This window comes from Streptomyces sp. MMG1533 (assembly GCF_001279775.1).
Lineage (GTDB): Bacteria > Actinomycetota > Actinomycetes > Streptomycetales > Streptomycetaceae > Streptomyces.
This window is the reverse complement of record NZ_LGDG01000111.1, coordinates 91848-117067: the sequence shown is the minus strand read 5'-3', so window position 1 is coordinate 117067 and position 25220 is coordinate 91848. Positions and strand designations below refer to the sequence as shown.

The 25220-nt window shown below is 72.4% G+C and carries 22 protein-coding genes and 1 pseudogene; 10 read left to right on the top strand and 13 right to left on the bottom strand.

Annotated features, from left to right (window positions below; all coding sequences use genetic code 11):
* The 5 genes and pseudogenes from ADK57_RS13200 to ADK57_RS13180 all read right to left on the bottom strand — a co-directional run.
* A pseudogene (locus tag ADK57_RS13200) lies at window positions 1–542 on the bottom strand (aspartate aminotransferase family protein); the annotation flags it as partial.
* A gap of 170 nt (window positions 543–712) precedes the next feature.
* Entirely contained in the window at window positions 713–3214 is a 2502-nt protein-coding gene (pepN, locus tag ADK57_RS13195) for an aminopeptidase N (RefSeq protein WP_053749613.1), read from the bottom strand.
* Between the two features lie 56 nt (window positions 3215–3270).
* The gene (locus tag ADK57_RS13190) at window positions 3271–3822 is read right to left on the bottom strand and encodes a response regulator (protein WP_053749612.1); all 552 of its coding nucleotides are present in this window, start codon (window positions 3820–3822) and stop codon (window positions 3271–3273) included.
* A gap of 141 nt (window positions 3823–3963) precedes the next feature.
* Entirely contained in the window at window positions 3964–4314 is a 351-nt protein-coding gene (locus ADK57_RS13185; RefSeq protein ID WP_053749611.1) for a chorismate mutase, read from the bottom strand.
* Between the two features lie 11 nt (window positions 4315–4325).
* Window positions 4326–5216, bottom strand: a complete 891-nt coding sequence (locus ADK57_RS13180) for a helix-turn-helix domain-containing protein (protein ID WP_053749610.1) — start codon at window positions 5214–5216, stop codon at window positions 4326–4328.
* Between the two features lie 89 nt (window positions 5217–5305).
* Here ADK57_RS13180 and ADK57_RS13175 point away from each other — a divergent pair, with 89 nt between their 5' ends.
* Window positions 5306–7081, top strand: a complete 1776-nt coding sequence (locus ADK57_RS13175; protein WP_053749609.1) for a glycoside hydrolase family 35 protein — start codon at window positions 5306–5308, stop codon at window positions 7079–7081.
* Between the two features lie 37 nt (window positions 7082–7118).
* Complete coding sequence (locus ADK57_RS13170; protein WP_053749608.1) at window positions 7119–8000, top strand: hypothetical protein; 882 nt, start codon at window positions 7119–7121, stop codon at window positions 7998–8000.
* Between the two features lie 27 nt (window positions 8001–8027).
* On the opposite strand, the gene ADK57_RS13165 is transcribed toward ADK57_RS13170, so the two are convergent.
* Both ADK57_RS13165 and ADK57_RS13160 read right to left on the bottom strand, forming a co-directional pair.
* The gene (locus ADK57_RS13165; protein WP_053749607.1) at window positions 8028–10424 is read right to left on the bottom strand and encodes an ABC transporter permease; all 2397 of its coding nucleotides are present in this window, start codon (window positions 10422–10424) and stop codon (window positions 8028–8030) included.
* Window positions 10421–11122, bottom strand: coding sequence for an ABC transporter ATP-binding protein (locus ADK57_RS13160; protein ID WP_053749606.1), 702 nt, complete (start codon window positions 11120–11122; stop codon window positions 10421–10423). Before ADK57_RS13160 ends, ADK57_RS13165 begins: the two co-directional genes overlap by 4 nt.
* 241 nt (window positions 11123–11363) lie before the next feature.
* Here ADK57_RS13160 and ADK57_RS13155 point away from each other — a divergent pair, with 241 nt between their 5' ends.
* A complete protein-coding gene (locus ADK57_RS13155; RefSeq protein ID WP_053749605.1) occupies window positions 11364–12665 on the top strand; it encodes a sensor histidine kinase in 1302 nt (433 codons plus the stop codon).
* Complete coding sequence (locus ADK57_RS13150; RefSeq protein WP_053749604.1) at window positions 12650–13357, top strand: response regulator; 708 nt, start codon at window positions 12650–12652, stop codon at window positions 13355–13357. Before ADK57_RS13155 ends, ADK57_RS13150 begins: the two co-directional genes overlap by 16 nt.
* 6 nt (window positions 13358–13363) lie before the next feature.
* Here the strand turns inward: ADK57_RS13150 and ADK57_RS13145 are convergent, their stop codons facing one another.
* Together ADK57_RS13145 and ADK57_RS13140 are read right to left on the bottom strand one after the other, a co-directional pair.
* Window positions 13364–14272 (bottom strand): SDR family oxidoreductase, encoded by a 909-nt coding sequence (locus tag ADK57_RS13145; RefSeq protein WP_053749603.1) that lies wholly within the window; start codon window positions 14270–14272, stop codon window positions 13364–13366.
* Between the two features lies 1 nt (window position 14273).
* Window positions 14274–15020: an SDR family oxidoreductase gene (locus ADK57_RS13140; protein ID WP_053749602.1), complete on the bottom strand. Its 747-nt coding sequence runs from the start codon at window positions 15018–15020 to the stop codon at window positions 14274–14276.
* A 54-nt stretch (window positions 15021–15074) separates the two neighbouring features.
* Here ADK57_RS13140 and ADK57_RS13135 point away from each other — a divergent pair, with 54 nt between their 5' ends.
* The 4 genes from ADK57_RS13135 to ADK57_RS13120 are packed head-to-tail and all read left to right on the top strand — an operon-like array spanning window position 15075 to window position 18479.
* Window positions 15075–15836 carry an enoyl-CoA hydratase family protein gene (locus ADK57_RS13135; RefSeq protein ID WP_053749601.1) on the top strand — a complete coding sequence of 254 codons (762 nt, stop codon included), beginning with the start codon at window positions 15075–15077 and terminating at the stop codon, window positions 15834–15836.
* Complete coding sequence (locus ADK57_RS13130) at window positions 15833–16702, top strand: CoA transferase subunit A (RefSeq protein ID WP_053749600.1); 870 nt, start codon at window positions 15833–15835, stop codon at window positions 16700–16702. Before ADK57_RS13135 ends, ADK57_RS13130 begins: the two co-directional genes overlap by 4 nt.
* The gene (locus ADK57_RS13125; RefSeq protein WP_053749599.1) at window positions 16699–17430 is read left to right on the top strand and encodes a CoA-transferase subunit beta; all 732 of its coding nucleotides are present in this window, start codon (window positions 16699–16701) and stop codon (window positions 17428–17430) included. Before ADK57_RS13130 ends, ADK57_RS13125 begins: the two co-directional genes overlap by 4 nt.
* Window positions 17430–18479: an NAD(P)H-dependent flavin oxidoreductase gene (locus ADK57_RS13120; protein ID WP_053749598.1), complete on the top strand. Its 1050-nt coding sequence runs from the start codon at window positions 17430–17432 to the stop codon at window positions 18477–18479. Before ADK57_RS13125 ends, ADK57_RS13120 begins: the two co-directional genes overlap by 1 nt.
* Before the next feature lie 171 nt (window positions 18480–18650).
* Here the strand turns inward: ADK57_RS13120 and ADK57_RS13115 are convergent, their stop codons facing one another.
* From ADK57_RS13115 to ADK57_RS13105, 3 genes are read right to left on the bottom strand one after another with little or no spacing between them, the layout of a single operon-like run.
* Window positions 18651–19808 (bottom strand): acetyl-CoA C-acetyltransferase, encoded by a 1158-nt coding sequence (locus ADK57_RS13115; RefSeq protein WP_053749597.1) that lies wholly within the window; start codon window positions 19806–19808, stop codon window positions 18651–18653.
* A gap of 23 nt (window positions 19809–19831) precedes the next feature.
* On the bottom strand, window positions 19832–20467 hold the full coding sequence (locus ADK57_RS13110; RefSeq protein WP_053749596.1) for a TetR/AcrR family transcriptional regulator: 636 nt from the start codon (window positions 20465–20467) through the stop codon (window positions 19832–19834).
* Between the two features lie 26 nt (window positions 20468–20493).
* Window positions 20494–21276 (bottom strand): SDR family oxidoreductase, encoded by a 783-nt coding sequence (locus ADK57_RS13105; protein ID WP_053749595.1) that lies wholly within the window; start codon window positions 21274–21276, stop codon window positions 20494–20496.
* A 47-nt stretch (window positions 21277–21323) separates the two neighbouring features.
* Here ADK57_RS13105 and ADK57_RS13100 point away from each other — a divergent pair, with 47 nt between their 5' ends.
* Entirely contained in the window at window positions 21324–22463 is a 1140-nt protein-coding gene (locus ADK57_RS13100) for an acyl-CoA dehydrogenase family protein (protein WP_053749594.1), read from the top strand.
* Window positions 22463–23503 carry an acyl-CoA dehydrogenase family protein gene (locus ADK57_RS13095; protein WP_053749593.1) on the top strand — a complete coding sequence of 347 codons (1041 nt, stop codon included), beginning with the start codon at window positions 22463–22465 and terminating at the stop codon, window positions 23501–23503. The genes ADK57_RS13100 and ADK57_RS13095 overlap by 1 nt, the downstream gene beginning before the upstream one ends.
* Here the strand turns inward: ADK57_RS13095 and ADK57_RS13090 are convergent.
* Window positions 23481–25133 (bottom strand): cytochrome b, encoded by a 1653-nt coding sequence (locus tag ADK57_RS13090; RefSeq protein ID WP_053749592.1) that lies wholly within the window; start codon window positions 25131–25133, stop codon window positions 23481–23483. The genes ADK57_RS13095 and ADK57_RS13090 overlap by 23 nt on opposite strands.
* Between the last annotated feature and the right edge of the window lie 87 nt (window positions 25134–25220).

Sequence of the window (25220 nt, the reverse complement as noted above, 5' to 3'; positions counted from 1 at the left end):
GCGCGGGGCAGGGAGTGGTGGGCGTTGGCGCCGCAGACGAGGCGGACGCCGGCGCCGTGGGTTTCGCGGGCGAGGAGGAGGGCGAGTTGGTTGGATTCGGTGCCGCCGGTGGTGATGAGGGCGTCGGCGGCGCCGGCTTCCCGGGCGAGTGCCCGTGTCACGAGTGCTTCCAGTTCCGATGCCGCCGGGGCCTGGTCCCAGGAGTCGAGGGACGGGTTGAGGGTGGAGACGGCGAGGTCGGCGGCGGTGGCGACGGCGAGGGGTGGGCAGTGCAGGTGGGCGGCGCAGAGGGGGTCCGCGGGGTCGGCGGCGCCTTGGGCGAGCGCGTGGACGAGGAGCCGTAGGGCGTGCGGGTCGCCCTGGTTCGGCAGTACGTCGCCCACGGTGTGGCGCAGGCGTGCGGCGACGGTGTCGGGGCCGCCGGCTGGCAGGGGGCCGCCGCGTGCCCGGGCGCCTTCGTGCAGGGCGTCGAGCACGGTGTCGAGCAGGGGCCGTAGGTGGTGGGGGCCTTCGGGGCCGGAGGCGAGGCTCGGTGTGCTCATGGGGTCCTCCGGGCGCTGGGCAGAGGGAGTTCCAGCTTGTACGCGAATACGCGGTCGCGCCCGAAAAGCCCGATGAACGGAACCCGAAAGGGGGTATGTCCGTGCGGGGAAAACGTGTCGGGGCGCGGCCGGTCCCGTAGGAGTCGGCCGTGCCCCGGGGGTCGTCCTGTCTAGGCCTGGCGTACCCGCAATGCCCGTGCCAGGTCGTCGAGTTGGTCGGCGAGCTTGCGGCGCAGGGCCGGGATCACGTCGCCGTCGCTCAGGCATTGCTCGCCGACGCGGAGTGTCTCCGTGTCGACGGCGTGTGCCGGGAAGGCCCAGCGGCCGGCGGCCTCGGCGATGGCGGGGCCGCGGCGGTCGGCGAGGGCGACGACGTCCTGGAAGTAGCGGGGGACGTACTGCCGTACGAGGTCGGTCTGTTCGGGCTGCCAGAAGCCCTGGGCGGTGGCGGTGAACAGGTAGTTGGAGAGGGTGTCGTCGGTGAACATCGCCTCCCATGCCTGCTGTTTGGTGTCCTCGTCGGGCAGGGCGGCGCGGCAGCGGGCGGCGCCTTCCTGGCCGGTGGCGCTGGGGTCGCGCGCCAGTTCGGCGGTGATGGCGGCTTCGTCGGTGGCGCCGAGGACGGCGAGGCGGCCGAGGACGCGCCAGCGCAGTTCGGGGTCGAGTTCGGGGCCGCCGGGGACGGTGCCGTCGGCGAGCCAGGCGGCGATGGTGTCGGGGTGGGCGGCGACGTCGATGAAGTGGCGTACGGCGATGAGGCGCAGGCCGGGGTTGTCGCCGTCCTCGGTGCGGCGGATGAGGTCGCGGCACAGGGCGGTGAGGGTGGCGAGTGCGGCGGGCCGTTCCTCGGGCTTGAGGTAGCGGTCGGTGACCTGGGCGGCGGCGAAGGCGAGGACGCCCTGCACGATCGCGAGGTCGGTCTCGTGCGGGAGGTGGGTGCGGGCGGCCTGGAGGTAGGCGCCGGCGGGGAGGTCTGAGTCGCGGACGGCGTCCCTGAGGGTGTTCCAGACGACCGCGCGGGTGAGGGGTTCGGGCAGGCCGGAGAGGGCCGCCTGGACGGTTTCGAAGGAGCGGGTGTCGAAGCGGACCTTGGCGTAGGTGAGGTCGCCGTCGTTGAGGAGGAGCAGCGCTGGGCGTTTGCCGATGGGGTGGGCGGTGGTGTGCGGGATGTCGAGGTCGAGGCGTTTGCGCAGGACGAGGTGGCGGCCTACGCCTGCGACGTCCTGGTCGTAGAGGCCGACGGCGATGCGGTGGGGGCGGCTGCCGGTGCGGTCGACGGTGAGGGTGCAGGTGCCGTCGTCGCCGGGGGTGACGCGTGGGGTGAGGGTGTCGACGCCGGTGGTGCGCAGCCAGGTGTCGGCCCAGGCGTGGACGTCGCGGTCGGTGCCCGCGGCGAGGGAGTCGATGAAGTCGGCGAGGGTGGCGTTGGCGAACCGGTGGCGTGCGAAGTGGGTGTTGATGCCGGTGAGGAAGTCCTTCTCGCCGAGCCAGGCGACCAGCTGCCTGAGTGCGGAGGCGCCCTTGGCGTAGGAGATGCCGTCGAAGTTGAGCATGGCGGACGCGGTGTCGGGGACGGCGTCCGGGTCGGGGGCGACGGGGTGGGTGGAGGGGCGCTGGTCGGCGTCGTAGCCCCAGGCCTTGCGGGCGACGCCGAAGTCGGTCCAGGTGTCGGTGTAGCGGGTGGCTTCGGTGAGGGTCTGGTAGCCCATGTACTCGGCGAAGGACTCGTTGAGCCAGATGTCGTCCCACCACTGGAGGGTGACGAGGTCGCCGAACCACATGTGGGCCATTTCGTGGGCGATGACCATGGCGCGGGTCTGGCGTTCGGTGTCGGTGACGGCGGAGCGGTAGACGAACTCGTCGCGGAAGGTGACCAGTCCGGGGTTCTCCATGGCGCCGAAGTTGAACTCGGGGACGAACGCCTGGTCGTAGGAGTCGAAGGGGTAGGGCTCTTCGAACTTCTCGTGGTAGCGGTCGTAGCACTGCTTGGTGATCTCGAAGAGTTCGTCGGCGTCCACGTCCAGGTGGGGGGCGAGGGAGCGGCGGCAGTGGATGCCGAAGGGCAGGCCGCGGTGTTCGGTGCGTACGGAGTGCCAGGGGCCGGCGGCGACGGCGACGAGGTAGGTGGAGATCAGGGGGGTGGGTGCGGCCTGCCAGCGGCCGTCGCCGAGGTGTTCGGTGATGCCGTTGGCGAGGACGGTCCAGCCTTCGGGGGCCTTGACGGTCAGGTCGAAGACGGCCTTGAGGTCGGGCTGGTCGAAGGCGGGGAAGACGCGCTTGCAGTCCTCCATGGCGAGTTGGGTGTAGAGGTAGGTCTCGCCGTCGGTGGGGTCGGTGAAGCGGTGCATGCCCTCGCCGGTGCGGGAGTAGTGCATCGCCGCGTCGACGCGCAGTTCGTGCTCGCCGGGGGTGAGGTTCTTCAGGGGCAGTCGGTTCTCGTCCAGGGTTTCCGGGTCGAGCGGTTGCCCGTCGAGGGTGACGGAGCGCAGTTCGGCCGGCTTGACCTCGACGAAGGTGTCCGTGGCGTCCTGGTCCGCGCGGACGGTGAACCTGATGACGGTGCGGGAGTCGAAGGTCTCGTCCCCGGTGGTCAGATCGAGGTCGATCGCGTAGCGGTGGACGTCGAGGAGTTTGGCACGGGTCTGCGCTTCGTCGCGCGTCAGTACGGACATGCAGGACATGCTGCCTGATGCCGCTGACATGGCACAGAGGCGGATCGGTACGCGGCCTATGTCCGGTCCTGTTCGAGCTCCCCGGTGTGCGCCCCCTGTCCGCGCTGGATGGGGACCCGGGTGTCCGGGTGGGGCAGGGCGGGGCGCGGGGGGTGTTCCTCGGCTTCGGCGTGGTCCTTGACGAGGGCGCGTAGTTCCCGGACCTCGTGTTCGAGGGCGAGGTGGCGCTGGTGGGCGTCGAAGAGGTAGCGGACCTTGGTGCGCAGGGCCCAGGGGTCGATGGGTTTCATCACGAGGTCGGCGACGCCGAGTCCGAAGGCGGTGGAGGTCAGTTCGTGGTCGGCGCCGAAGCCGGTGAGGAGGATGACGGGTATGTGCTGGGTCTGCTCCACGCGGCGCATGTAGCGCACCACGTCGAGGCCGCTGACGCCGGGCATGCGCACGTCGAGCAGGAGGAGGCCGACCTGGCCGCGCAGCACCTGCTTGAGGGCTTCGTCGCCGTTGGTGGCGCGGCCCAGCCGGTAGCCCAGCGGGGCCAGGGCGCTCTCCAGGGCGTACAGCGTGTCCTCGTGGTCGTCGACGATGAGGATCCTGGCATCCGACGGCATGGCCCGACGTCCCTCCCTCGTGGACAGTCCAGCTTATGTCCGAGGAGCTGACGGGGTGTGCTCGTCAGCTGACAAGGAGTGCACAGCGCAGCATGCCTCTCGCGGGCCCCCGTGTCACGACTGCGGGGGCGTCGGGCGAGGTCAATTCGCCAAATGCGTCGAGCCGTTGACCGTGTCGTCGGCGATGCGTTCGTGGTGTCTGATCACTTCGGCGATGATGAAGTTGAGGAACTTCTCGGCGAAGGCCGGGTCGAGTTTGGCGTTCTCGGCGAGGGTGCGCAGGCGTTCGATCTGCCGGGCCTCGCGGGCCGCGTCGGCGGGCGGCAGTTGGTGCCGGGCCTTGAGGTGGCCGACCTGCTGGGTGCATTTGAAGCGTTCGGCGAGCATGTGGACGACGGCCGCGTCGATGTTGTCGATGCTGTCGCGGAGCCGGGCGAGTTCCTCGCGGACGGCGGGGTCGACGTCGCCGGTTCCGTTGTTGCTGGTGGTCATGGGCGTCCACATTACGGGGCGGGCGTGCTCTCGATCATGGGCGGATCGTCCGGATCCGGTACCTGGTTGCTCCAGCCGCCGGGAACCACGCGGCTCTCCTGGGCGCGGAAGCGGACGGGGGCCATGCCGACGCGGCGGGTGAACAGGCGGGAGAAGTAGGCGGGGTCGTCGTAGCCGACGCGGCGGGCGACGGCGGCGACGGGCAGTTCGGTGGCGGCGAGGAGTTCCTTGGCGCGGCCCAGGCGGATGCCGAGGAGGTATTCCTTGGGGCTGCAGCCCGCCCCCCGGCGGACGGCGGTGCGCAGTTCGGCGGTGGTCATACCGTGCCGGGCGGCGTGGTCGGCGACGGACAGCGGTTTGAAGGCGTCGCCGGCGAGGGCCTTGAGGACCGGGTCGCCGTCGGGGGCGAGGTCGGCGCGGGCGCGGCGCAGGGCGACGAGGAGTTCGTGGACGGCGGCGCCGGTCTCCACTTCCAGGAGGGGGTTGTCGCGGCGGGCGGCCCGCGCGATGCGGGCGACGACCGCACGCGGGCCGGTGGCGTCCGAGAGAGGCACGACGGGCCGGTCGGGTTCGATGTAGCCGAGTTCGGTGTACGTGGCGGTGGCGGGTCCGCTGAAGCCGACGAAGCCCTCGTCCCAGCCGGCGCCGGGGTCGGGCGCGTAGTGGTGCGGGACACCGGGGGTGAGCCACAGCAGGGCGGGCGCGGTGACGGTGGTACGGCGGCCGTCGGGGGCCAGGTACCAGCCGCTGCCGGTGCTGATGACGACGGCGACGTGGCTGTCGAGGGTGCGCGGGCCGACGGTGGGCAGCGGGCCGTACTGGAGGCCGACGCCGAGGCAGACGAGGCCGAGCCGGTGGTGGGCGGGGCGGGGTGTGAAGAACCGCATCCAGGTGTGGTACATCCGCGGTCCTCCGGAGGTCGTACTTGTGTCCAAGCAGCGCCGATCTTTGTCCATGGACGTGATCGACGCCAGGGGGTGAGGGTGGGCGCATGAGCGAGTTCACGGTGGGGGACACGGATTTCCTGCTGGACGGGCGGCCGGTGCGGCTGCTGTCCGGTGCGCTGCACTACTTCCGGGTGCACGAGGCGCAGTGGGGGCACCGGCTGGCGATGCTGCGGGCGATGGGCCTCAACTGCGTGGAGACGTATGTGCCGTGGAACCTGCACGAGCCGCGGCCGGGCGATTTCCGGGACGTGGAAGCGCTGGGCCGGTTCCTGGACGCGGTGCGGGAGGCGGGGCTGTGGGCGATCGTGCGGCCGGGGCCGTACATCTGTGCCGAGTGGGAGAACGGCGGGCTGCCGCACTGGCTGACGGGGCACACGCGCACGCGTGACGAGCGTTTTCTACGACCTGTGGAGGACTGGTTTCGCCGGCTGCTGCCGGAGGTGGTGTCCCGGCAGGCCGACCGGGGCGGCCCGGTGATCATGGTGCAGGTCGAGAACGAGTACGGCAGCTACGGCTCGGACGCGGAGTACCTGGACCGGCTCGCGGACCTGCTGCGGTCCCAGGGCGTCACGGTGCCGCTGTTCACCTCGGACGGCCCGGAGGACCACATGCTCACCGGCGGCTCGGTCCCCGGTGTGCTCGCCACGGTGAACTTCGGCTCCCACGCGCGCGGGGCGTTCGAAGCGCTGCGCCGACACCGCCCCGAGGGGCCGCTGATGTGCATGGAGTTCTGGTGCGGGTGGTTCGACCACTGGGGCGGCGAGCATGTCGTACGGGATCCGGCCGAGGCGGCGGCGACGCTGCGGGAGATCCTGGAGTGCGGTGCCTCGGTCAACCTCTACATGGCGCACGGCGGCACCAGTTTCGCGGGCTGGGCGGGCGCCAACCGGGGCGGCGGCCGGATGCACGACGGGCCGCTTCAGCCGGACGTGACGTCGTACGACTACGACGCGCCCGTCGACGAGTACGGCAGGCCCACGGAGAAGTTCCGGCGCCTGCGCGAGGTCCTCGCCGGGTACGCCGACGGCCCGCTGCCCGAACTCCCGCCCGCGCCCCCGCGGTTGGGTGGGCCGGCCGAGGTGCGCGTGGACGGCTGGGCGCCGCTGTCCGCGGTACTCGACGCCCGCGGGGGCCCGGAGAGCACGTATCCCGTACCGCCCACCTTCGAGGAACTGGACGTCGACCGGGGACTGGTCCGCTACGAGGTGACCGTGCCGGGACCGCGGCAGCCCTACCCGCTGACCGCGCGCGGGCTGCGGGACCTGGCGGTGGTGTACGTCGACGGGGAGCGGGCCGGAGTGCTCACCGAGGACGACGACCGCCTCAAGGACCCCGTCGCCGGGCACGCGCGCGTGCAGCTGTGGGTGGAGTCCCTGGGGAGGGTCAACTACGGTCCGCGGTCCGGCGAGCCCAAGGGCATCACCGGCGGCCTCCTGCACGAGCGCCAGTTCCTGCACGGCGTACGCGCGCGCGGGCTGCGCCTGGACGCCCTGGACGACATCGAGGGCATCGTCTTCCAGGACCTTGACGGCGACGCCGCCCCCGGCCTGTACCGGGCCACCGTCACGGTCCGCGGCGCCGGGGACGCCTGCCTGGACCTGCCGGGCTGGACCCGCGGCTTCGTGTGGATCAACGGCTTCAACCTGGGCCGTTACTGGTCCGCGGGGCCGCAGCGGTCACTGTACGTGCCCGGTCCGGTACTGCGGGAGGGGATCAACGAAGTGTGGGTACTGGAGTTCGAGCAGGCGGCGGCGACCCGGCCCGCGCTCCGGCCCGTACCGGCGAATCCGACCAGCGGAAATCCACCCGCCTCCCCGTAGAGTGGAACCGGGTTCACGGCCTCTTGGGGGTACGGGCGTGGCGAACGACGGACCGGTCGAGCACGGTTACCCGCATCTGGAGACGGTGCGGGCCGCCGTCACCGCGCTGTACAAGCGGCTGTCGTACGACACCATCCAGACGTTCGGGGCCAGCATGGCCCCCGCCGACGTGGCGTTCTGCGACACCGACGACCTGTATCTGGGGGCGCAGCGGGTGGCCCGTGAGCTGGTGCGGCACTACCGGCTGCCGGACGCCCGGATGGTCGTGAGCTTCCGGGAGATGATCCATGCGGCGAACGTCGAACTCACCGCCGGCCCCGAGTACTTCGTCGAGCTGAACGACCGCTTCCGCACCCACCGGCGGGACATCGGCGCGGCCCTCGCCCACGAGGTGATGCACGTCTATCTGCACCGCCTGGACCTGACGTTCCCCGGCACCCGGGACAACGAGATCCTCACCGACACCGCGACGACCTACCTCGGGGCCGGCTGGCTGCTCCTCGACGCGTACCGGGAGGACGCGGCATCCTCCCAGAAGCTCGGCTATCTCACGCCGGAGGAGTTCGGTTACGTCCTGGCCAAGCGGGCCCTGGTCTTCGGTGAGGACCCGTCGGTGTGGTTCACCAGCCCGCAGGCCTACACGGCGTACGTCAAGGGCATGGACCGGGCCCGCCAGGACGAGCAGCAGCCCCCGCTCACGGCGGCCGGCTGGGCGGGGCGTCGCCGTTACGCCCGTGACCGGCGGCACGCGCACGGACCTCAGCCGGGCGTCCCCTACACCTTCACCCCGGACAGCGGCGGCCGCCTGCGCGTCTCCTTCCCCTGCCCGACCTGCCACCAGCGGATCAGGGTGCCGGTGCGGGGGAGGATGCGGGCGCGGTGTTCGTTGTGCAGGACGGTGCTGGAGTGCGACACATAGCGGGGAGGAGCCTTCGGACACGGGCCCCTACTCCGTGCGCAGTGCCGTCGCCGTACGGGCCTTGGCCGCCCACCCGGCCGGGAGCAGCGCGCCCAGCAGGGCGATGGTGAGGCCGGCCAGCCCCAGCAGCATCAGCCGCGGAGTGTCGTACACGTCGAGGACCGACGACGGCAGGTCGGTGCCCGCCGCGTGGCCCATCACCGGCACCACGTAGGCGTGCAGCGCGAATCCGGCGGGTACGCCCGCCAGCCCGCCGAGGAGGCCGATCCCGGCCACCGAGGCGAGGACAAGGCTCACGGTCTGCCGCGGCGACATGCCGAGCGCCTTGCACACGCCGAGGTCGTGGACGCGCTCGCGGGTGTCGAGGACCACGGAGTTGAGCACTCCGAGGCCGGCCACGGAGACCAGCATGAGCGTGAGCAGCGCGGCCATCGCGTCCAGGATGAGGATGAAGTTGTCCTGCTCGGACGGGGGGTTGGCGCTCGCGTCGCCGCCCAGGGGCTGTACCGCCGCGGCGAGTTCGCGGGCGTACTCGGTGGCGGAGACGCCGGGTTTCACGTCGACGAGGAACACGCCGGGTTCGGCTGTCGGGAAGTCGGCCATGTCGGCGTGGAGCTCCAGTTCGTCGTCCGAGCCGTCGAAGGCCTCGCCGACGATGCGCAGGTTCTGCTTCCGCTTGTCGTGGATGACCTGGAGCGTGTCGCCGAGCTCGGTGCCGGTCTTCTTCAGGAAGCCCGAGGGCACGACGATCTGCCCGGGGCCGGTGAGCCAGTGACCGGAGAGCATCGCGTAGGCGCCGGAGCGGGAGTCGCCCTGGTAGAGGGTGGCCCGGGCGGCGCCGGAGTACCCTGCGACGGTGACGTCCACCTGGGTCTTGCCGTAGTACGAGGCGGTGCCGTCCTGTGCCGCGATGGCGGCACGTACGCGTGCCGGGTCGGCGGCCGGGGACTCCGCCGTGGCCGGCGCGGGGGCGCGGCCGGGGCCGGGGCCGCCGGCCGGTGCGGCGCCGGTGAAGACGCTGACCGCGGCGCGGTTCTCGGGGTCCTGGGCCTCGCCGACCGCGTGCAGGGACGAGGTCAGGCCCACCGCGAAGGTCGCCGCGACCGTGCCGAAGGCCACCGCGAGCAGCATCGCGGCCGTGCGGACCGGGTGAGCGAAGGGGGCGGCGAGGCCGTAGGTCACCGCGCGCGGCAGCGGCAGTCGGCCCGCCGCCCGGTGCGCCCACTGGCCGCGTCCGGTGCGGGGCGCACGGCCGACGGCGATGGCCTCGACGGTGCGCAGGCGCCCGGCCCGCAGTGCGGGCACCAGCGCCGCGATCCCCACGACGAGCAGCGCGGCGGCCGGTACGACGACGTCCACCCACCAGGCCACCGTCAGCGACGCGGTGCCGTACGCCTGCTCGGTGTCGTCCAACAGCGGTACGGCCAGCAGGTTTCCGAGGACGACGCCCAGGGCGATGCCGACGCCTGCCGGGATGAGTGCCTGGGCGACGTAGGCGCGGACGACCTCGCGCGGGGTGAAGCCGATGGCCTTGAGGATGCCGATCCTGCGCAGGCTGGTGCCGACCGCGCCGCTGACCACACTGCCGACGATGATCAGCGACATCGCGATGCCGAGCACGCCGAAGGCGATCAGGAACGGAATGGTGGGTGCCGCGCCCGAGTCGGCGGCGCGCTTGGTGTCCAGGTAGGACCGGGTGCCCAGGAGCGCCCCGGAGGGCACGGCGGCGGTGAGCCGCTTGCGGGCGGCGGTGATCTGACCGCCGGTGTCCGCGGAGTCGAAGCGGTAGAGCATCTGGCTGGTGACCGGGGTGTCCTCCGAGGCAAGGGCCGTGACCTGTGCGGGGGTTGCCCAGGCGTCGGCGGTCCGGCTGGCCGAGACGGCGATGCCGACGACGGTCAGGGTCGGGGCATCGGCGGCGTCCGAAGTCCTCAGCGTGGAACCGAGCTCGAAGGCGGGGCCGGCGACCTGCGGGGTGAGCACCATCTCGCCCGGCTTCGTCGGCCAGCGGCCGGACGTCAGGTCCAGGTCGTCCACCTCGGCGTGCGCGGTGGACCGCCCGGCCAGGGTGACGGGCCGCAGGTGGCCGCCGCCCGCGTCCACCGGGCGGACCGACGTGACGGGGTACGGTCCCGCGGTCGCGGTGACGCCGTCCAGCCGGCCGGTGGCCCGCACCTCCTGCGTGCTCGCCTTGGCCGGGTCGAACTCCGCGGTGATGTGGGCCCCGTTCTGCTCGGCGAAGGCGTGGTCGAAGGGCGCGTCCGCGGCGACCATCAGCGAGCCGGCCACCACCGCCGAGGCCACGGCCATCATCACGGCCACGGCGATCACCACGGTCTGCACCCGCCGCCGGCCCACGCCGGAGCGGACGACCCGGCCGAGGGCGCCGGTGCCGAAGCGCCTCAGGCGGTCCGTGCCGCTCATCGGACGGCCTCCACCGCTGTGTCGAGGGCGAGATGACCGTCCACCAGGTGGATCGTGCGGCTCGCGCAGGCCGCGGCCAGCGCGAGGTCATGGGTGACCAGCACGATGGTCTGGCCGCCGCGGTGCAGATCGACCAGCAGTTCCCGTACGTCCTGGCCCGACGCGGTGTCGAGCGCGCCGGTCGGTTCGTCGGCGAGCAGCAGCGCGGGCCGGTTGACCAGGGCGCGGGCGACCGCGACCCGCTGGCGTTCGCCGCCGGAGAGACGGCCGGGGTAGGCGCGGGCGTGCTTCTGGATGCCGAGCACCTCCATGAGTTCGCCGGCGCGGGCCGCGGCCTGACGTCGCGCGGTGCCGGTCAGCTGGGCGGGGAGCTGGATGTTGTCGGCGACGGTGAGGTCGTCGAGCAGGTTGAAGAACTGGAAGACCATGCCGATCCGGTCGCGGCGGAACCGGGCCAGCGCGTGCTCGCTGAGCCGGTCGACCCGCTGCCCGGCGACCGTCACCGTGCCCTCGGTCGGCCGGTCCAGGCCGGCGACGAGGTTCAGCAGCGTGGACTTGCCGCTGCCGGAGGGGCCCGTGACGGCGAGCGCCTCGCCCTGCGCGACGGCGAGGTCGAGCGGCCCGAGCGCGGGAGCGCCGGCGCTGTCGTAGCGCTTGGCCACGCCCGCCAGTTCGATCACGTGAGTGAAGGGGGTCATGGGAGTCGTCCGTCCTTACGGTCGCTCGTGCCTGGCCGGGTCCCGGCGAGGTGCCGGGTCCCGGTGAAGGTAGGGGCGGGGGCTCGCCGGGCGCGTCGCCCGGGGCACCGACATGCGGCCCTCCCCGCGGAGGACCCGGCCGCGGGGTCATCCCTGCGAAGTACGCCTGCGGGACGGTGTCCCGGTCGCCCTGGTCGTCCAGGCGGACGCGGCCGGGGCGTACGGGCCACACAATGAGCCGATGGAGACGGAGGAGCGGCCCGGATGGCGTGCCCAACTGCGGGACGCGGTGCGGCCGGAGGCGAAGGGCGCGCCGCTGTCGCGGCGGGCGGTGCGCGCCGACGTGGTGCTGGCGGTCGTCCTGACCGTGGTGGCGCTGGTGGTGGCGGCGCGGTATCCCGGTGACGGGCCGGCGTTCGTCGTGCCGAGGGACGAGTACGGGGTGCCTGTCCCTCCCTCGCCCCCGATGCCGGGCGCACGGGTCGTGGAGGACCCGGTCGCGGCGCCGCCCTGGCCCCTCGTGCTGCTGTCGGCGCTGCCGCTCGCGGCCCGGCGCCGGTATCCGCTGGCCGCGTTCGGGGTGGTGCTGGCCGCGGCGCTGGGCATCGGCGACCGGGCCACCTGGATCACTGTGCTGACCTGCGTCATCGGCGCCTACAGCGCGGTGAAGCACAGTCGGTACCGGGTGCTGGCGCCGGTCTGTCTGGTCGTCGCCGCCGTGCCGGCCGGCCTGGCGTTCCGGCAGACGGATCCCATCCTGCCGGGGTGGTCGAGTCCCATGGTCGTGCTGCTGGTCGCCGGGGTGCTGGCCGGGACGGTCCGGTTCTGGCAGCGGCGCCTGGCGGCCGGCCGGGACCGGTTCGCCGCGTTGCAGCGGGCGCAGGAGGAGGGCCTGCGGCGGGCGGTCGAGGAGGAACGGGCCCGGATAGCCGCCGAGTTGCACGACGTCGTGACCCACAATGTGAGCGTGATGGTCATCCAGGCGGGCGCGGCCCGCAAGGTGATGGACGCGGCGCCGGAGCGGTCGAAGGAGGCGCTGCTGGCCGTGGAGGCCGGGGGCCGGGCCGCGATGGCCGAACTGCGCCATGTGATGGGCCTGTTGGCGGCCCCGGACACCGGCGGCGCCGACAGCCCCGCCGACGGCCTGGAGCCGCAGCCCGGCCTGGGACAGCTCGACGCGCTGATCGAGCGGGTGCGCGCCGCCGGGACCCCGGTCGGCGTCGCGGTGTCGCTGCCGCCCCAGCCGCTGCCGCCCGGGGTGGACCTGACGGCGTACCGCGTGGTGCAGGAGGCGCTGACCAACACGATCAGGCACGCGCCGGGCGCCGACGCCCACGTCACGATCGGCTACGCCGAGAACCGGCTGGAGATCGAGGTCGGCGACACCGGCGCCGTCCGCGACTGCGTACCGGCGGACGGCAACGGCCGCGGACTGATCGGGCTGCGTGAGCGCCTCGCGGTCTACGGCGGTGAGCTGACGGCCGGTCCGACCCTCGCCGGCGGCTACCGGGTCCGCGCCCGGGTCCCGTGGCGGGCGGCGTGAACCGGCCGCCGGCGCTGCGCGCCGTCATCGCCGACGACCAGGCCCTCGTACGGACCGGCTTCGGGATGATCCTGGCCGCGGACGGCATCGAGGTGACGGCCGAGGCGGCCGACGGGGCGGAGGCGGTCGCCGCGGTCCGGCGCACCCGGCCCGACGTGGTTCTCATGGACATCCGGATGCCGCGGATGGACGGCATCGAGGCCACCCGGCGGATCCTCGCCGACAGCGACCCGACGACCGGCCTGCGCGTCGTCATCCTGACCACGTACGACCTCGACCACTACGTCTACGCCGCGCTCACCGCCGGGGCCAGCGGCTTCCTGCTCAAGGACGTCACCCCCGAGCATCTGGTGGCCGCCGTACACCTCGTGCAGTCCGGCGACGCCCTGCTCGCGCCCGCCATCACCCGCCGCCTGATCGAGCGCTTCGCCCACCGCGAGGAGGCCCGGCCGGCCGCCCTCCACCGCGACCTGTCCGACCTCACCCCGCGCGAACTGGAGGTGCTGCGGCTGCTCGCGACGGGGCTGAGCAACGCCGAGCTCGCGGACCGGCTGTTCCTCAGCCCGACCACGGTCAAGACCCACATCGGCCGCATCCTGTCGAAGCTGGACCTCCGCGACCGGGTCCAGGCCGTGGTCCTCGCGTACGAATCGGGGCTGGTCGCGCCGGGAGATCCCACGGGGAACGGCTGAACGCCGCTATTGCGCCCCGTACACCGCCCTCGGTTCCGCCGCCTCCGTCAGCAGATTCAGCGTCACGTCCCCGGCCTCCGCAGGCGTCCACCGCGCGCCCTTGTCGGCGCTCGGCCCCGGCCGCCACCCTTCCATCACGGTGATCCGGCCGCCCTCGGCCTCGAAGACCCGCCCGGTGACGCCCGCGCTCGCGGCCGAGCCCAGCCACACCACCAGCGGCGACACGTTCTCGGGCGCCATGGCGTCGAAGCCCCCCGCGGGCGCCGCCATCGTCTGCTGGAAGGTCTCCTCCGTCATCCGGGTCCGGGCGGCCGGGGCGATCGCGTTGACCTGGACCCCGTACCGCCCCGTCTCGGCCGCCGCGACGAGCGTCAGCCCGACGATCCCGGCCTTCGCGGCGCTGTAGTTCCCCTGCCCGACCGACCCCGCAAGCCCTGCCCCGCTGCTGGTGTTGACGACCCGGGCCACGGGCATCCGTCCCGCCTTCGCCTCCGCCCGCCAGTGCGCCGCCGCGTGCTTCAGCGGCAGGAAGTGCCCCTTCAGGTGGACCCGCACGACCGCGTCCCAGTCGTCCTCGTCGAGGTTGACGAGCATGCGGTCGCGCAGGAATCCGGCGTTGTTGACGAGGGTGTCGAGGCGGCCGTACGTCTGCAGGGCGGTGCGTACGAGGGAGGCGGCGCCCTCGGTCGTCGCGATGTCGCCGCCGTGGGCCACGGCCTCGCCGCCCGCGGCGCGGATCTCCGCGGCGACCCGCTCGGCCGGGCCGTCGTCGTCCGGCCTGCCGTCGAGGCCCACGCCCAGGTCGTTGATCACGAGCCGGGCGCCCTCGGCGGCGAACGCGAGCGCGTGGGCGCGGCCGAGCCCGCGGCCGGCGCCGGTGACGACGACGACCCGGCCCTCGCAGATTCCGCTCATCTCACTTCTCCTTGTTGGCAGTTGCCGCATCCAGGAACGCGGGCCGGTCGCCTCCGCCGTGCACGAGCAGGCTCGCGCCGGTGACGTAGGCCGCGGCGTCGGAGGCGAGGAAGACCGCGGCCGCGCCGATGTCGGACGGCTCGGCCAGCCGCCCCAGGGGGACGGTGCGGGCGACGGCGGCGAGGCCGTCCGGGCCGCCGTAGTGGAGGTGGGACAGCTCGGTACGGACCATGCCGACGACGAGGGTGTTGACGCGGACCTCCGGCGCCCACTCGACGGCCATCGAGCGGGCCAGGTGCTCAAGGCCGGCCTTGGCCGCCCCGTAGGCGGCGGTGCCGGGCGAGGGGCGGCTGCCGCTGACGCTGCCGATCATCACGATCGAGCCGTTGGCACGCTTGAGGTGGTCGTACGCGGCGAGGGACACGGTCAACGGTGCGAGGAGGTTCAGCTCCAGGACGCGGACGTGCCGTTCGGCCTCGGCCTCGGCCTCGGTGAGCGGACGGTACGGGGCGCCGCCCGCGTTGTTGACGAGGACGTCGAGGCGGGGCAGGCCGGCGAAGCAGCGCCGTACGGCTTCGGGGTCCCGTACGTCCAGCGGCACGAACTCGGTCTTCGGCACCGGGACTTGTGGCGGCCGCCGGGCACAGACCACGACCTCGGCACCCGCCTCCACGAAGGCCCGCGCGATCCCGGCGCCGACGCCGCGGGTACCGCCGGTGACGACCGCGACCTTTCCGTTCAGCTCCATTCGCCGCTACCCTCCACCTAACAAACGTTTGGTGGAAAGGTAGCTGATGCGCCCATGGGTGTCTCCACCTCGACCCCGGAAAAGGGGCCCGGAAAAAATGGCATCGCCGTCGTCACGGTCGACTTCCCGCCGGTGAACGCCCTGCCGGTGCACGGCTGGTTCGCGCTGGCCGACGCGGTGCGCGCGGCCGGCCGGGACTCCGGGGTCCGGTGCGTGGTGCTGGCAGCCGAGGGGCGCGGGTTCAACGCGGGCGTGGACATCAAGGAGATACAGGCCCAGGGGCAGCAGGCGCTGATCGGCGCGAACCGCGGCTGCTTCGAGGCGTTCGCGGCGGTGTACGAGTGCGAGGTGCCCGTCGTCGCGGCCGTGCAGGGCTTCTGTCTGGGCGGCGGCATAGGCCTGGTGGGGAACGCGGACGCGATCGTGGCGAGCGAGGACGCGACCTTCGGCCTGCCCGAGCTGGACCGCGGCGCGCTCGGCGCGGCCACCCACCTGGCCCGTCTGGTCCCGCAGCACCTGATGCGGGCCCTGTACTACACCTCGCGCACCGCGACCGCGGCCGAGCTGCACGCACACGGCTCGGTGTGGCGGGTCGTCCCGCGCGCGGAACTGTGCGCGGCCGCCCTGGAGTTGGCCCGCGAGATCGCCGCCAAGGACGGCCACCTCATCCGGCTGGCCAAGGCCGCCATCAACGGCATCGACCCCGTCGACGTGCGCCGCAGCTACCGCTTCGAGCAGGGCTTCACCTTCGAGGCCAACCTCGGCGGCGTCGCGGGCCGGGTCCGGGACACCTTCGGCAAGGAGGCCGCCCAGTGAGCGACAAGACCATGTCGGCCGAGGACGCCGTCGGCCGCCTGGAGAGCGGCATGACGCTCGGCATCGGCGGCTGGGGCTCGCGCCGCAAGCCGATGGCACTGGTGCGAGCCCTGCTCCGCACCGAGATCACCGACCTCACCGTCGTCTCGTACGGCGGCCCGGACGTCGGCCTGCTGGCTGCCGCCGGACGGATCCGCAAGCTCGTCACCGCCTTCGCGACCCTCGACTCGATCCCCCTCGAACCGCACTACCGCGCGGCACGCGAGCGCGGCGCCCTCGAACTCGTGGAGGTCGACGAGGCGATGTTCATGTGGGGGCTGCACGCGGCCGCCAACCGCCTGTCCTTCATGCCGGTGCGGGCCGGCCTCGGCTCGGACGTGATGCGGGTCAACCCCGCTCTGCGGACGGTCACTTCCCCGTACGAGGACGCGGAGACGTTCGTGGCCATGCCCGCCCTGCGTCTGGACGCGGCCCTCGTCCACATGAACCGCGCGGACCGGCTGGGCAACGGCCGGTACCTGGGCCCGGACCCGTACTTCGACGACCTGTTCTGCGAGGCGGCCGAGGCGGCGTACGTGTCGTGCGAGCAGCTCGTCGAGAACATCGGCACCGCCGAGCCGGCCAAGGAGGCCGCGCCGCAGACACTGCTCCTCAAGCGGTCGAGCGTCACGGGCGTGGTCGAGACGCCGAACGGCGCCCACTTCACCTCCTGCGCCCCCGACCACGGCCGGGACGAGGCCTTTCAGAAGCTGTACGCCACCACGCCGTACGAGGAGTTCGCCGAGCGGTTCCTCGGCGGTGACGAGCAGGACTACCAACGCGCCGTGCAGGACTGGCGGGGGGAACGGAAGGAGCAGTCCCCGTGACCGTCACCCGTGCCGAGTACTGCGTGATCGCCTGCGCCGAGGCCTGGCGGGACGACGGAGAGGTGCTCGCCAGCCCCATGGGCCTGATCCCGTCCGTCGGCGCCCGCCTCGCCAAGCGCACCTTCTCCCCCGACCTGCTGCTGACCGACGGCGAGGCGATGCTCGTCGGTCTCGACGGCACGCCGGAGGGCTGGCTGCCGTACCGGCAGCATCTGGCCATGGTCACCGGCGGGCGCCGGCACGTGATGATGGGCGCGAGCCAGATCGACCGCTTCGGCAACCAGAACATCTCGTGCATCGGCGACTGGGGCAAACCGAAGCGGCAGCTTCTGGGCGTACGTGGGGCCCCGGTCAACACCCTGAACAACCCGACCAGTTACTGGGTCCCCAAGCACTCCCCGCGTGTCTTCGTCGAGAAGGTCGACATGGTGTGCGGAGTGGGCTACGACCGTGCCGCCGCCGCGGGCCCGAGCGCCACCCGCTTCCACCGCATCCCGCGCGTGGTGAGCGACCTGGGCGTCTTCGACTTCGCTACGCCCGACCACGCGATGCGTCTCGCCTCCCTCCATCCGGGCGTCACCGTCGAGCAGGTGCGGGAGGCGACGGGCTTCGGGCTTTGCGTCCCGGGCGAGGTGCCGTACACCCGTGAACCGACCGACCAGGAGCTGGAGTTGATCCGCGAGGTCATCGACCCGAAGGGCACCAGGTACCGCGAGGTCAGGGACTGATGGAGACCGCGCTGACCAGGCTCGTCGGGGTCCGCCACCCGATCGTGCAGACCGGCATGGGCTGGGTGGCGGGCCCGCGTCTGGTCTCCGCGTCGGCCGACGCGGGCGCGCTGGGCATCCTGGCCTCCGCGACGATGACGCTCGACCGGCTGCGGGACGCCGTAAGGGAGGTCAAGTCCCGTACCGATGAGCCGTTCGGGGTGAATCTGCGCGCGGACGCCGGGGACGCGGGCGAGCGGGTGCGGATCATCATCGACGAGGGTGTACGGGTCGCGTCCTTCGCCCTCGCCCCCTCCCCGGAGCTGATCGCCGGGCTCAAGGAGGCGGGTGTCGTGGTCATCCCCTCCGTGGGGGCCCGGCGGCATGCCGAGAAGGTCGCGGCGTGGGGCGCGGACGCGGTGATCGTGCAGGGCGGCGAGGGCGGCGGGCACACCGGCGAGGTGGCGACGACCGTGCTGCTGCCCCAGGTGGTGGACGCCGTCGGCATACCGGTCGTGGCGGCGGGCGGCTTCCACGACGGGCGGGGACTGGTCGCGGCGCTGGCGTACGGGGCGGCGGGCGTCGCCATGGGCACCCGGTTCCTGCTCACCTCCGACTCGACGGTGCCGGACGCGGTGAAGGCGCGCTATCTGGCGGCGACGGTGCGGGACGTGACGGTGACCCGGGCGGTCGACGGCCTGCCGCACCGCATGCTCCGCACGGAACTGGTCGACGCCCTGGAGCGCGCCGGTCGCACGAGGGCCCTGCTCCAGGCCGTGAGAAGAGCGGCGGGCTTCCGCAAGCTGTCCGGGCTGACCTGGCGCCGGCTGGTCCGCGACGGACTCGCCGTGAAACACGGCAAGGACCTGACGTGGAGCCAGGTCCTCCTCGCCGCGAACACCCCGATGCTGCTGAAGTCGGCGATGGTGGACGGCCGTACGGATCTCGGCGTCATGGCCTCCGGGCAGGTCGCCGGGGTGATCGACGACCTGCCGTCGTGCGCGGAGCTGGTGGAGCGGATCATGAAGGAGGCGGAGGAGGTACGGGAGCGGCTCGGCGTCTCCCCTTGAGGGTCACAGCCTCTCGATGATCGTCACGTTGGCCCGACCGCCGCCCTCGCACATCGGCACCATCCCCCACGGCCCCCTCGCACTCCTCGGCCCCAGCGGGCCTCCCAGGCTTCGGGAGCCTGCGCCGGACCCCGTCCGCCGAAACGGGCGACCGGTCTCCCGCCGTTCCCCTCAGAGCCGCTCGATGATCGTGACATTCGCCTGACCGCCGCCCTCGCACATCGTCTGGAGCCCGAACCGCCCGCCGGTGCGCTCCAGTTCGTGCAGCAGGGTCGTCATGAGCTTGACGCCGGTGGCGCCCAGCGGATGCCCGAGAGCGATCGCACCGCCGTTGACGTTGACCTTGTCGGGGTCCGCGCCGGTCTCCTTCAGCCAGGCCAGGACGACCGGGGCGAAGGCCTCGTTGATCTCGACGAGGTCGATGTCGTCGAGGGACAGACCGGTCTTCTTCAGGGCGTGTGCGGTGGCCGGGATGGGCGCGGTCAGCATGCGGATGGGGTCCTCTCCGCGCACGGAGAGATGATGCACGCGCGCGCGTGGCCGCAGCCCGTGCTCGTGCACCGCCCGCTCCGAGGCGAGCAGCATGGCCGCCGCCCCGTCGGAGACCTGCGAGGAGCAGGCCGCGGTGACGGTGCCGCCGTCGATGACCGGCTTCAGCGCGGCCATCTTCTCCAGCGAGGTGTCCCGGCGCGGCCCTTCGTCGACGGCGGCCTGGCCGTAGGGCACGATCTCCCGCTCGAAGCGCCCCTCGTCGATGGCGCGCAGTGCCCGCCGGTGCGACCGCAGCGCGAACTCCTCCTGGTCCTGCCTGCTGATGCCCCACTTGGCGGCGATCATCTCGGCGCCGACGAACTGGTTCACCGCCCGGTCCCCGTACCGTGCACGCCAGCCCTCGCTGCCCGCGAAGGGCCCCTCCGTGAAGCCGAGGGGCTCGGCGGCCTGCCGGGTCGCGAAGGCGATCGGGATCTGCGACATGTTCTGCACGCCGCCGGCGACGACCAGGTCCTGTGTCCCGGACAGCACGCCCTGCGCCGCGAAGTGCACGGCCTGCTGGGAGGAGCCGCACTGGCGGTCCACCGTCACGCCCGGCACCTCCTCGGGCAGCCCGGCCGCCAGCCAGCAGGTCCGCGCGATGTCCCCGGCCTGCGGCCCCACGGTGTCCAGGCAGCCGAAGACGACGTCCTCGACGGCGGCCGGGTCGACACCGCAGCGCGCGACCAGTTCCTTCAGCACATGCGCACCGAGGTCGGCCGGGTGGACCCCGCCGAGTCCTCCCCCGCGCCGCCCTACGGGCGTACGGACCGCTTCGACGATGTAGGCCTCGGCCATGGCAACTCCCTCACATCAAAGGGCTATTCGCGTACGGCGATCCCGTCCAGCACCATCGACAGGTACTGCCGGGCGATCTCCTCCGGGCTGTGCTGTCCGCCGGGCCGGTACCAGGACGCGGCGACCCACACCGTGTCGCGCACGAACCGGTAGGTGAGCCGGACGTCGAGGTCGGCCCGGAACACCTCGGCGGCGACCCCGCGCTCCAGCGTGGACAGCCACACCTTCTCGAACCTGCGTTGCGACTCGGCGAGGAACACGAACCGCTCCTGCGCCACGAGCTGCCTGCTCTCCTTCTGGTAGATCGCGACGGCGGCGCGGTGCCGGTCGATCTCCCGGAACGACTCGGTGACCAGTGCTTCAAGGGTTTCGCGCGGCCCGAACTCGCCGCCGAGGACGGTGTCGTAGCCGTCCCAGAGCTCGTCGAGGAAGGTCCGCAGGATCTCTTCGAGCATCGACTCCTTGGAGTCGAAGTGGTAGTAGAGGCTGCCCGCGAGCATGCCCGCGTGGTCCGCGATCTTGCGGACGGTGGTGGCGTTGTAGCCCTGCTCGGCGAAGACCTCGGCAGCCGTGTCGAGGAGTTCGCGACGGCGGTCGCGGGCGGCGCCGGCCGCGGCGGGCTCTGTGGCGGTCACCTGGGGGTTCTTCTTCGTAGGCACAGATCCATTGTGGGCTGCTCCGCTCCTCAGGGGTGCCGGCTGCTGACGGCGACGACCTCGCCGGTCATGTACGAGGAGTAGCCGGACGCCAGGAACACGATCACGTTGGCCACCTCCCACGGCTCGGCGTACCGCCCGAAGGCCTCGCGCGAGGTCAGCTCCTCCAGCAGTTGTGCCGAAGTCACCTTCACCAGATGCGGATGCATGGCGAGGCTCGGCGACACGGCGTTGACCCGCACGCCGTACTCGGCCGCCTCCATCGCCGCGCACCGGGTCAGCGCCATCACGCCCGCCTTCGCGGCGGCGTAGTGCGCCTGCCCGGCCTGGGCGCGCCAGCCCACGACGGAGGCGTTGTTGACGATCACGCCGCCGGTGTCCCGCATCAGGCGAAGGGCGGCCCGCAGGCACCGGAAAGTGCCGTTCAGTGTCACGTCCAGCACCTTCGACCACTGCTCGTCGGTCATGTCGACGAGCGTCGAAGTCCCGCCGAGACCCGCGTTGTTGACGACGACGTCCAGTCGTCCGTGCTCCCGTACCGCGGCGTCGAACAGCGCCCGCACCTGCGCCTCGTCGGTGACGTCACAGGGGACCGCAGCCACCGCCCCCGGGAACTCCCGGCTCAGCTCGGCCTCGTGCTCCTTCAGCCGCCGCGGGTGCGCGTCGCTGATGAGCACGCGCGCCCCCTCCTCCAGGAAGCGGCGGGCGGTCGCCCCGCCGATCCCCGCGCCGGCCGCCGCGGTGATGACCGCCGTGCGTCCGCCGAGCAGTCCGTGCCCGGGAACGTAGGCCGGTGCCTCGACGTTCGTCATGACAGCACGCTAACCTACCAAACACTTGTTAGGGAAGGAGGGTGACCGTGGACCTGGCCCACTCCCCCGCCGACGAGGCGTTCCGCGCCGAGGCCCGGGCCTGGCTGCACACGCATGTGCCGCCCGCACCCCTCCCCTCCCTGGAGACCGAGGAGGGCTTCGCGGCGCACCGCGCCTGGGAGGCCGAACTCGCCGCGGACCGCTGGTCGGTGGTGAACTGGCCTACGGCCTACGGCGGACGGGACGCGGGCCTGATCCGCTGGCTGCTCTTCGAGGAGGAGTACTACGCGGCGGGCGCACCCGGCCGGGTCGGCCAGAACGGCGTCGGCCTGCTCGCGCCGACCCTCTTCGAGCACGGCACTCAGGAGCAACGCGCGCGCGTGCTGCCGCCGATGGCGACCGGCGAGGTGATCTGGGCGCAGGCCTGGTCCGAACCGGAGGCGGGGTCGGACCTGGCGTCCCTGAGGTCGAGGGCGGTCCGCAGGGACGGCGGCTGGCTGCTGAGCGGCCAGAAGACCTGGTCCTCGCGCGCGGCCTTCGCGGATCGCGCGTTCGGCCTGTTCCGCAGCGAGCCCGACACCCCGAAGCCGCACCAGGGGCTCACCTACCTGATGTTCGACCTGCGCGCCCCGGGCGTCACGGTCCGCCCGATCGGCCGCCTCGACGGGAAGCCGGCCTTCGCGGAGCTCTTCCTGGACGAGGTGTTCGTGCCCGACGAGGACGTGATCGGCGAGCCCGGGCAGGGCTGGCGAGTCGCCATGTCGACAGCGGGCAACGAACGCGGCCTGACCCTCCGCTCCCCCGGCCGTTTCCTCGCGAGCGCCGCCCGGCTGTCCGAGCTCTGGCAGGCACAGGGCAGCCCGCGGAGCGCGGGCAAGGGCGTGGCCGACGCCCTCATCGGCGCCCGCGCCTACCAGCTCTTCACCTACGCCGCCGCCTCCCGCTTCCTCGACGGCGAGTCGATCGGCCCCGAGTCCAGCCTGAACAAGGTCTTCTGGTCCGAGTACGACATCGCGCTGCACGAGACGGCGCTCGACCTCCTCGGCCCGGAGGGCGAGTCCGCCGACACCGACTGGTCCGAGGGCTACGTCTTCTCCCTCGCCGGGCCCATCTACGCCGGCACCAACGAGATCCAGCGCGACATCATCGCCGAGCGCCTGCTGGGCCTGCCGAAGGGACGCCGCTGATGCGCTTCCTCCTGGACCCCGAACAACGCGCGTTCGCCGACACCCTGGACGCCATGCTGACGGCCGCGGACACACCCGCGGTGGTACGGGACTGGAGCCGGGGCGAGCACACGAGCGGCCGTGCGCTGTGGCGCCGCGTCGCCGAGGCGGGCGTGTTCGCGCCGGCGGTGCCGGAGGCGTACGAGGGGATGGGTCCCCTGCCGGTGGAACTCGCCGTCGCCTTCGTGGAGTTGGGGCGGCACGCGGTGCCCGGCCCCTTGGTGGAGACGGTCGCCGCGGCCGCGCTGCTCGCCGGGCTGGACGACGCGGGCCCGGCCGAACGCCTGCTGCCCGCGCTGGCTTCGGGCGAGTCGACGGCAACCCTGGCCGTGGGGCCGTACGCGCTGGACGCGGACATGGCTGACGTGCGGCTGGTGGTGTCGGCCGCACAGGGGCCGGAGGAGCCCACCCGAGCGGCCGGGGCGCCCGGCCCGACCGAGGCGGCCCGCGCGACCGGCCTGCGTCTGGCCCCCGCGCCCGGCGCCCCGCACTCCTCCCTCGACCCCGCCCGCCGGCTCTTCGCGCTGCCACCCGGAGGGGAGCTCCTCGCCACCGGCCCGCAGGTCACCACCGCCACCGCCCTCGCCCTCACCTGGGCCCGCCTCGCCACCGCCGCCCAGGCCCTCGGCGTCGGCCTCGCCCTCCTCGACAGAACTGTCGCCTACGTCAAGCAGCGCACCCAATTCGGTGTGCCCACAGGCTCGTTCCAGGCGGTCAAGCACCGTCTGGCCGACGCGAAGATCGCGTTGGAGTTCGCGCGTCCGCTGCTCCTCGGTGCCGCCCTGACGATGACCGGGCGGGACGTCGCCGCGGCGAAGGTCACGGCCTGCGAGGCCGCGTACACCACCGCTCGCACGGCCCTCCAACTGCACGGCGCGATCGGCTACACCGCGGAGTACGACCTGTCCCTCTGGCTCACCAAGGCCCGTGCCCTGCGCACCGCCTGGGGCAGCCCGGACGAATGCCGGGCCGCCGTCCTCAGTGGTGATCGCCGCCGGTGAGCTCCCGGTACTCCTCCCTCGTCGGCTTCTCGATCCGCGCCCGGGGCCCGAACATGGCCCGGGACAGCCGGGCCCGCAGCCGCTGGGACCGCTTCACCCGGCGCCGCACACCGCCCGCGTCGACGACCGGGCCGACCTCGTACGGCGGGTCCTGCTCATGCTGGGTGAGCGTGAACAACTCCATCTGCGAGATGGGTTCGTGGACCTCGATGAACTCGCCGTTGTGCAGCCGTTTGACGGTGCCCGTCTCCCTGCCGTGCAGCACCTTGTTCCGGTCGCGGCGCTGGAGGCCGAGACAGATCCGCTTGGTGACGGTGAACGCGAGGACCGGCACCACGAAGGCGGCGATCCGTACGAACCAGGTGATGTCGTTGATGGACAGATGCAGGTGGGTGGCCACGATGTCGTTGCCGCCGCCGATCAGCAGCACCACGTACAGGCTGAGCCAGGCCACGCCGAGTCCGGTGCGCACGGGTGCGTTGCGCGGCCGGTCCAGGATGTGGTGCTCGCGCTTGTCGCCGGTGATCCACGCCTCGATGAAGGGATACACCCCGATGGCGAGCATGACCAGCGGGAACAGCGCGAAGGGGATGAACACGCCCAGCACCAGCGTGTGGCCCCAGAAGTTGATCTCCCATCCCGGCATCACCCGGATCAGCCCCTCGGAGAAACCCAGGTACCAGTCGGGCTGAGCACCTGTGGTCACCAGGTCCGGGCGATACGGCCCGAAGGCCCACACGGGGTTGATGCTGGCGATGCCGCCCAGGATGGTCAGCATGCCGAAGACGAGGAAGAAGAAGCCGCCCGCCTTGGCCATGTAGACCGGCAGGAAGGGCATGCCGACCACCGACTTGTTGTCCCTGCCGGGCCCCGGATACTGCGTGTGCTTGTGGTAGAAGACCAGCGTCAGGTGGGCGACGACCAGGCCCAGCATGATCCCGGGCAGCAGCAGGACGTGGACCGGGAAGAGCCTCGGGATGATGTCATGGCCCGGGAACTCCCCGCCGAAGAGGAAGAACGACAGATACGTCCCGACGATCGGGATGGACAGGATCGCGCCCTGGGCGAAGCGGATGCCGGTGCCGGACAGCAGGTCGTCGGGGAGCGAGTAGCCGGTCAGGCCGGTGATGATGCCGAGCATCAGCAGCGTCCAGCCGAACAGCCAGTTGAGCTCGCGCGGCTTGCGGAACGCGCCGGTGAAGAACACCCGCATCATGTGCACGAACATGCCGGCGACGAAGACCAGCGCCGCCCAGTGGTGGATCTGCCGGATCAGCAGCCCGCCGCGCACATCGAAGCTGATGTCGAGTGTGGACTCGTAGGCCCTGGTCATGATCACGCCGTTGAGGGGCTCGTAGGAGCCGTGGTAGACGACCTCGACGCCGCTCGGCTCGAAGAACAGGGTGAGGTAGACGCCGGTGAGGATCAGGACGATGAAGCTGTAGAGGGCGATCTCGCCCAGCAGGAAGGAAGGGTGGTCCGGGAAGAGCTTGCGCATGTTGACCTTGGCCAGCGCGTAGATCCCGAACCGCCCGTCGGCCCAGTCGGCCAGCTTCTCGCCCTTGCCGGGAGCCTCCCGGCGGGAGCGGGCGGAACCCCTCGTCTCGTCCACCGATCGTGCGCCGTCCATGCGTCGTCGCCTCCCCGTCGGATCCAACTCAGGGTGGCACGGCGGTCACAGCTGGGCCAACAGTGCGAGCAGACGGGTGAGCGGGCA

Coding starts and splice junctions, on each gene's coding strand:
- pepN (WP_053749613.1), bottom strand. CDS start 3,214: ATGTCCGTACTGACGCGCGACGAAGCGCAGACCCGTGCCAAACTCCTC.
- ADK57_RS13190 (WP_053749612.1), bottom strand. CDS start 3,822: ATGCCGTCGGATGCCAGGATCCTCATCGTCGACGACCACGAGGACACG.
- ADK57_RS13185 (WP_053749611.1), bottom strand. CDS start 4,314: ATGACCACCAGCAACAACGGAACCGGCGACGTCGACCCCGCCGTCCGC.
- ADK57_RS13180 (WP_053749610.1), bottom strand. CDS start 5,216: ATGTACCACACCTGGATGCGGTTCTTCACACCCCGCCCCGCCCACCAC.
- ADK57_RS13175 (WP_053749609.1), top strand. CDS start 5,306: ATGAGCGAGTTCACGGTGGGGGACACGGATTTCCTGCTGGACGGGCGG.
- ADK57_RS13165 (WP_053749607.1), bottom strand. CDS start 10,424: ATGAGCGGCACGGACCGCCTGAGGCGCTTCGGCACCGGCGCCCTCGGC.
- ADK57_RS13160 (WP_053749606.1), bottom strand. CDS start 11,122: ATGACCCCCTTCACTCACGTGATCGAACTGGCGGGCGTGGCCAAGCGC.
- ADK57_RS13155 (WP_053749605.1), top strand. CDS start 11,364: ATGGAGACGGAGGAGCGGCCCGGATGGCGTGCCCAACTGCGGGACGCG.
- ADK57_RS13145 (WP_053749603.1), bottom strand. CDS start 14,272: ATGAGCGGAATCTGCGAGGGCCGGGTCGTCGTCGTCACCGGCGCCGGC.
- ADK57_RS13140 (WP_053749602.1), bottom strand. CDS start 15,020: ATGGAGCTGAACGGAAAGGTCGCGGTCGTCACCGGCGGTACCCGCGGC.
- ADK57_RS13135 (WP_053749601.1), top strand. CDS start 15,075: ATGGGTGTCTCCACCTCGACCCCGGAAAAGGGGCCCGGAAAAAATGGC.
- ADK57_RS13120 (WP_053749598.1), top strand. CDS start 17,430: ATGGAGACCGCGCTGACCAGGCTCGTCGGGGTCCGCCACCCGATCGTG.
- ADK57_RS13115 (WP_053749597.1), bottom strand. CDS start 19,808: ATGGCCGAGGCCTACATCGTCGAAGCGGTCCGTACGCCCGTAGGGCGG.
- ADK57_RS13105 (WP_053749595.1), bottom strand. CDS start 21,276: ATGACGAACGTCGAGGCACCGGCCTACGTTCCCGGGCACGGACTGCTC.
- ADK57_RS13095 (WP_053749593.1), top strand. CDS start 22,463: ATGCGCTTCCTCCTGGACCCCGAACAACGCGCGTTCGCCGACACCCTG.
- ADK57_RS13090 (WP_053749592.1), bottom strand. CDS start 25,133: ATGGACGGCGCACGATCGGTGGACGAGACGAGGGGTTCCGCCCGCTCC.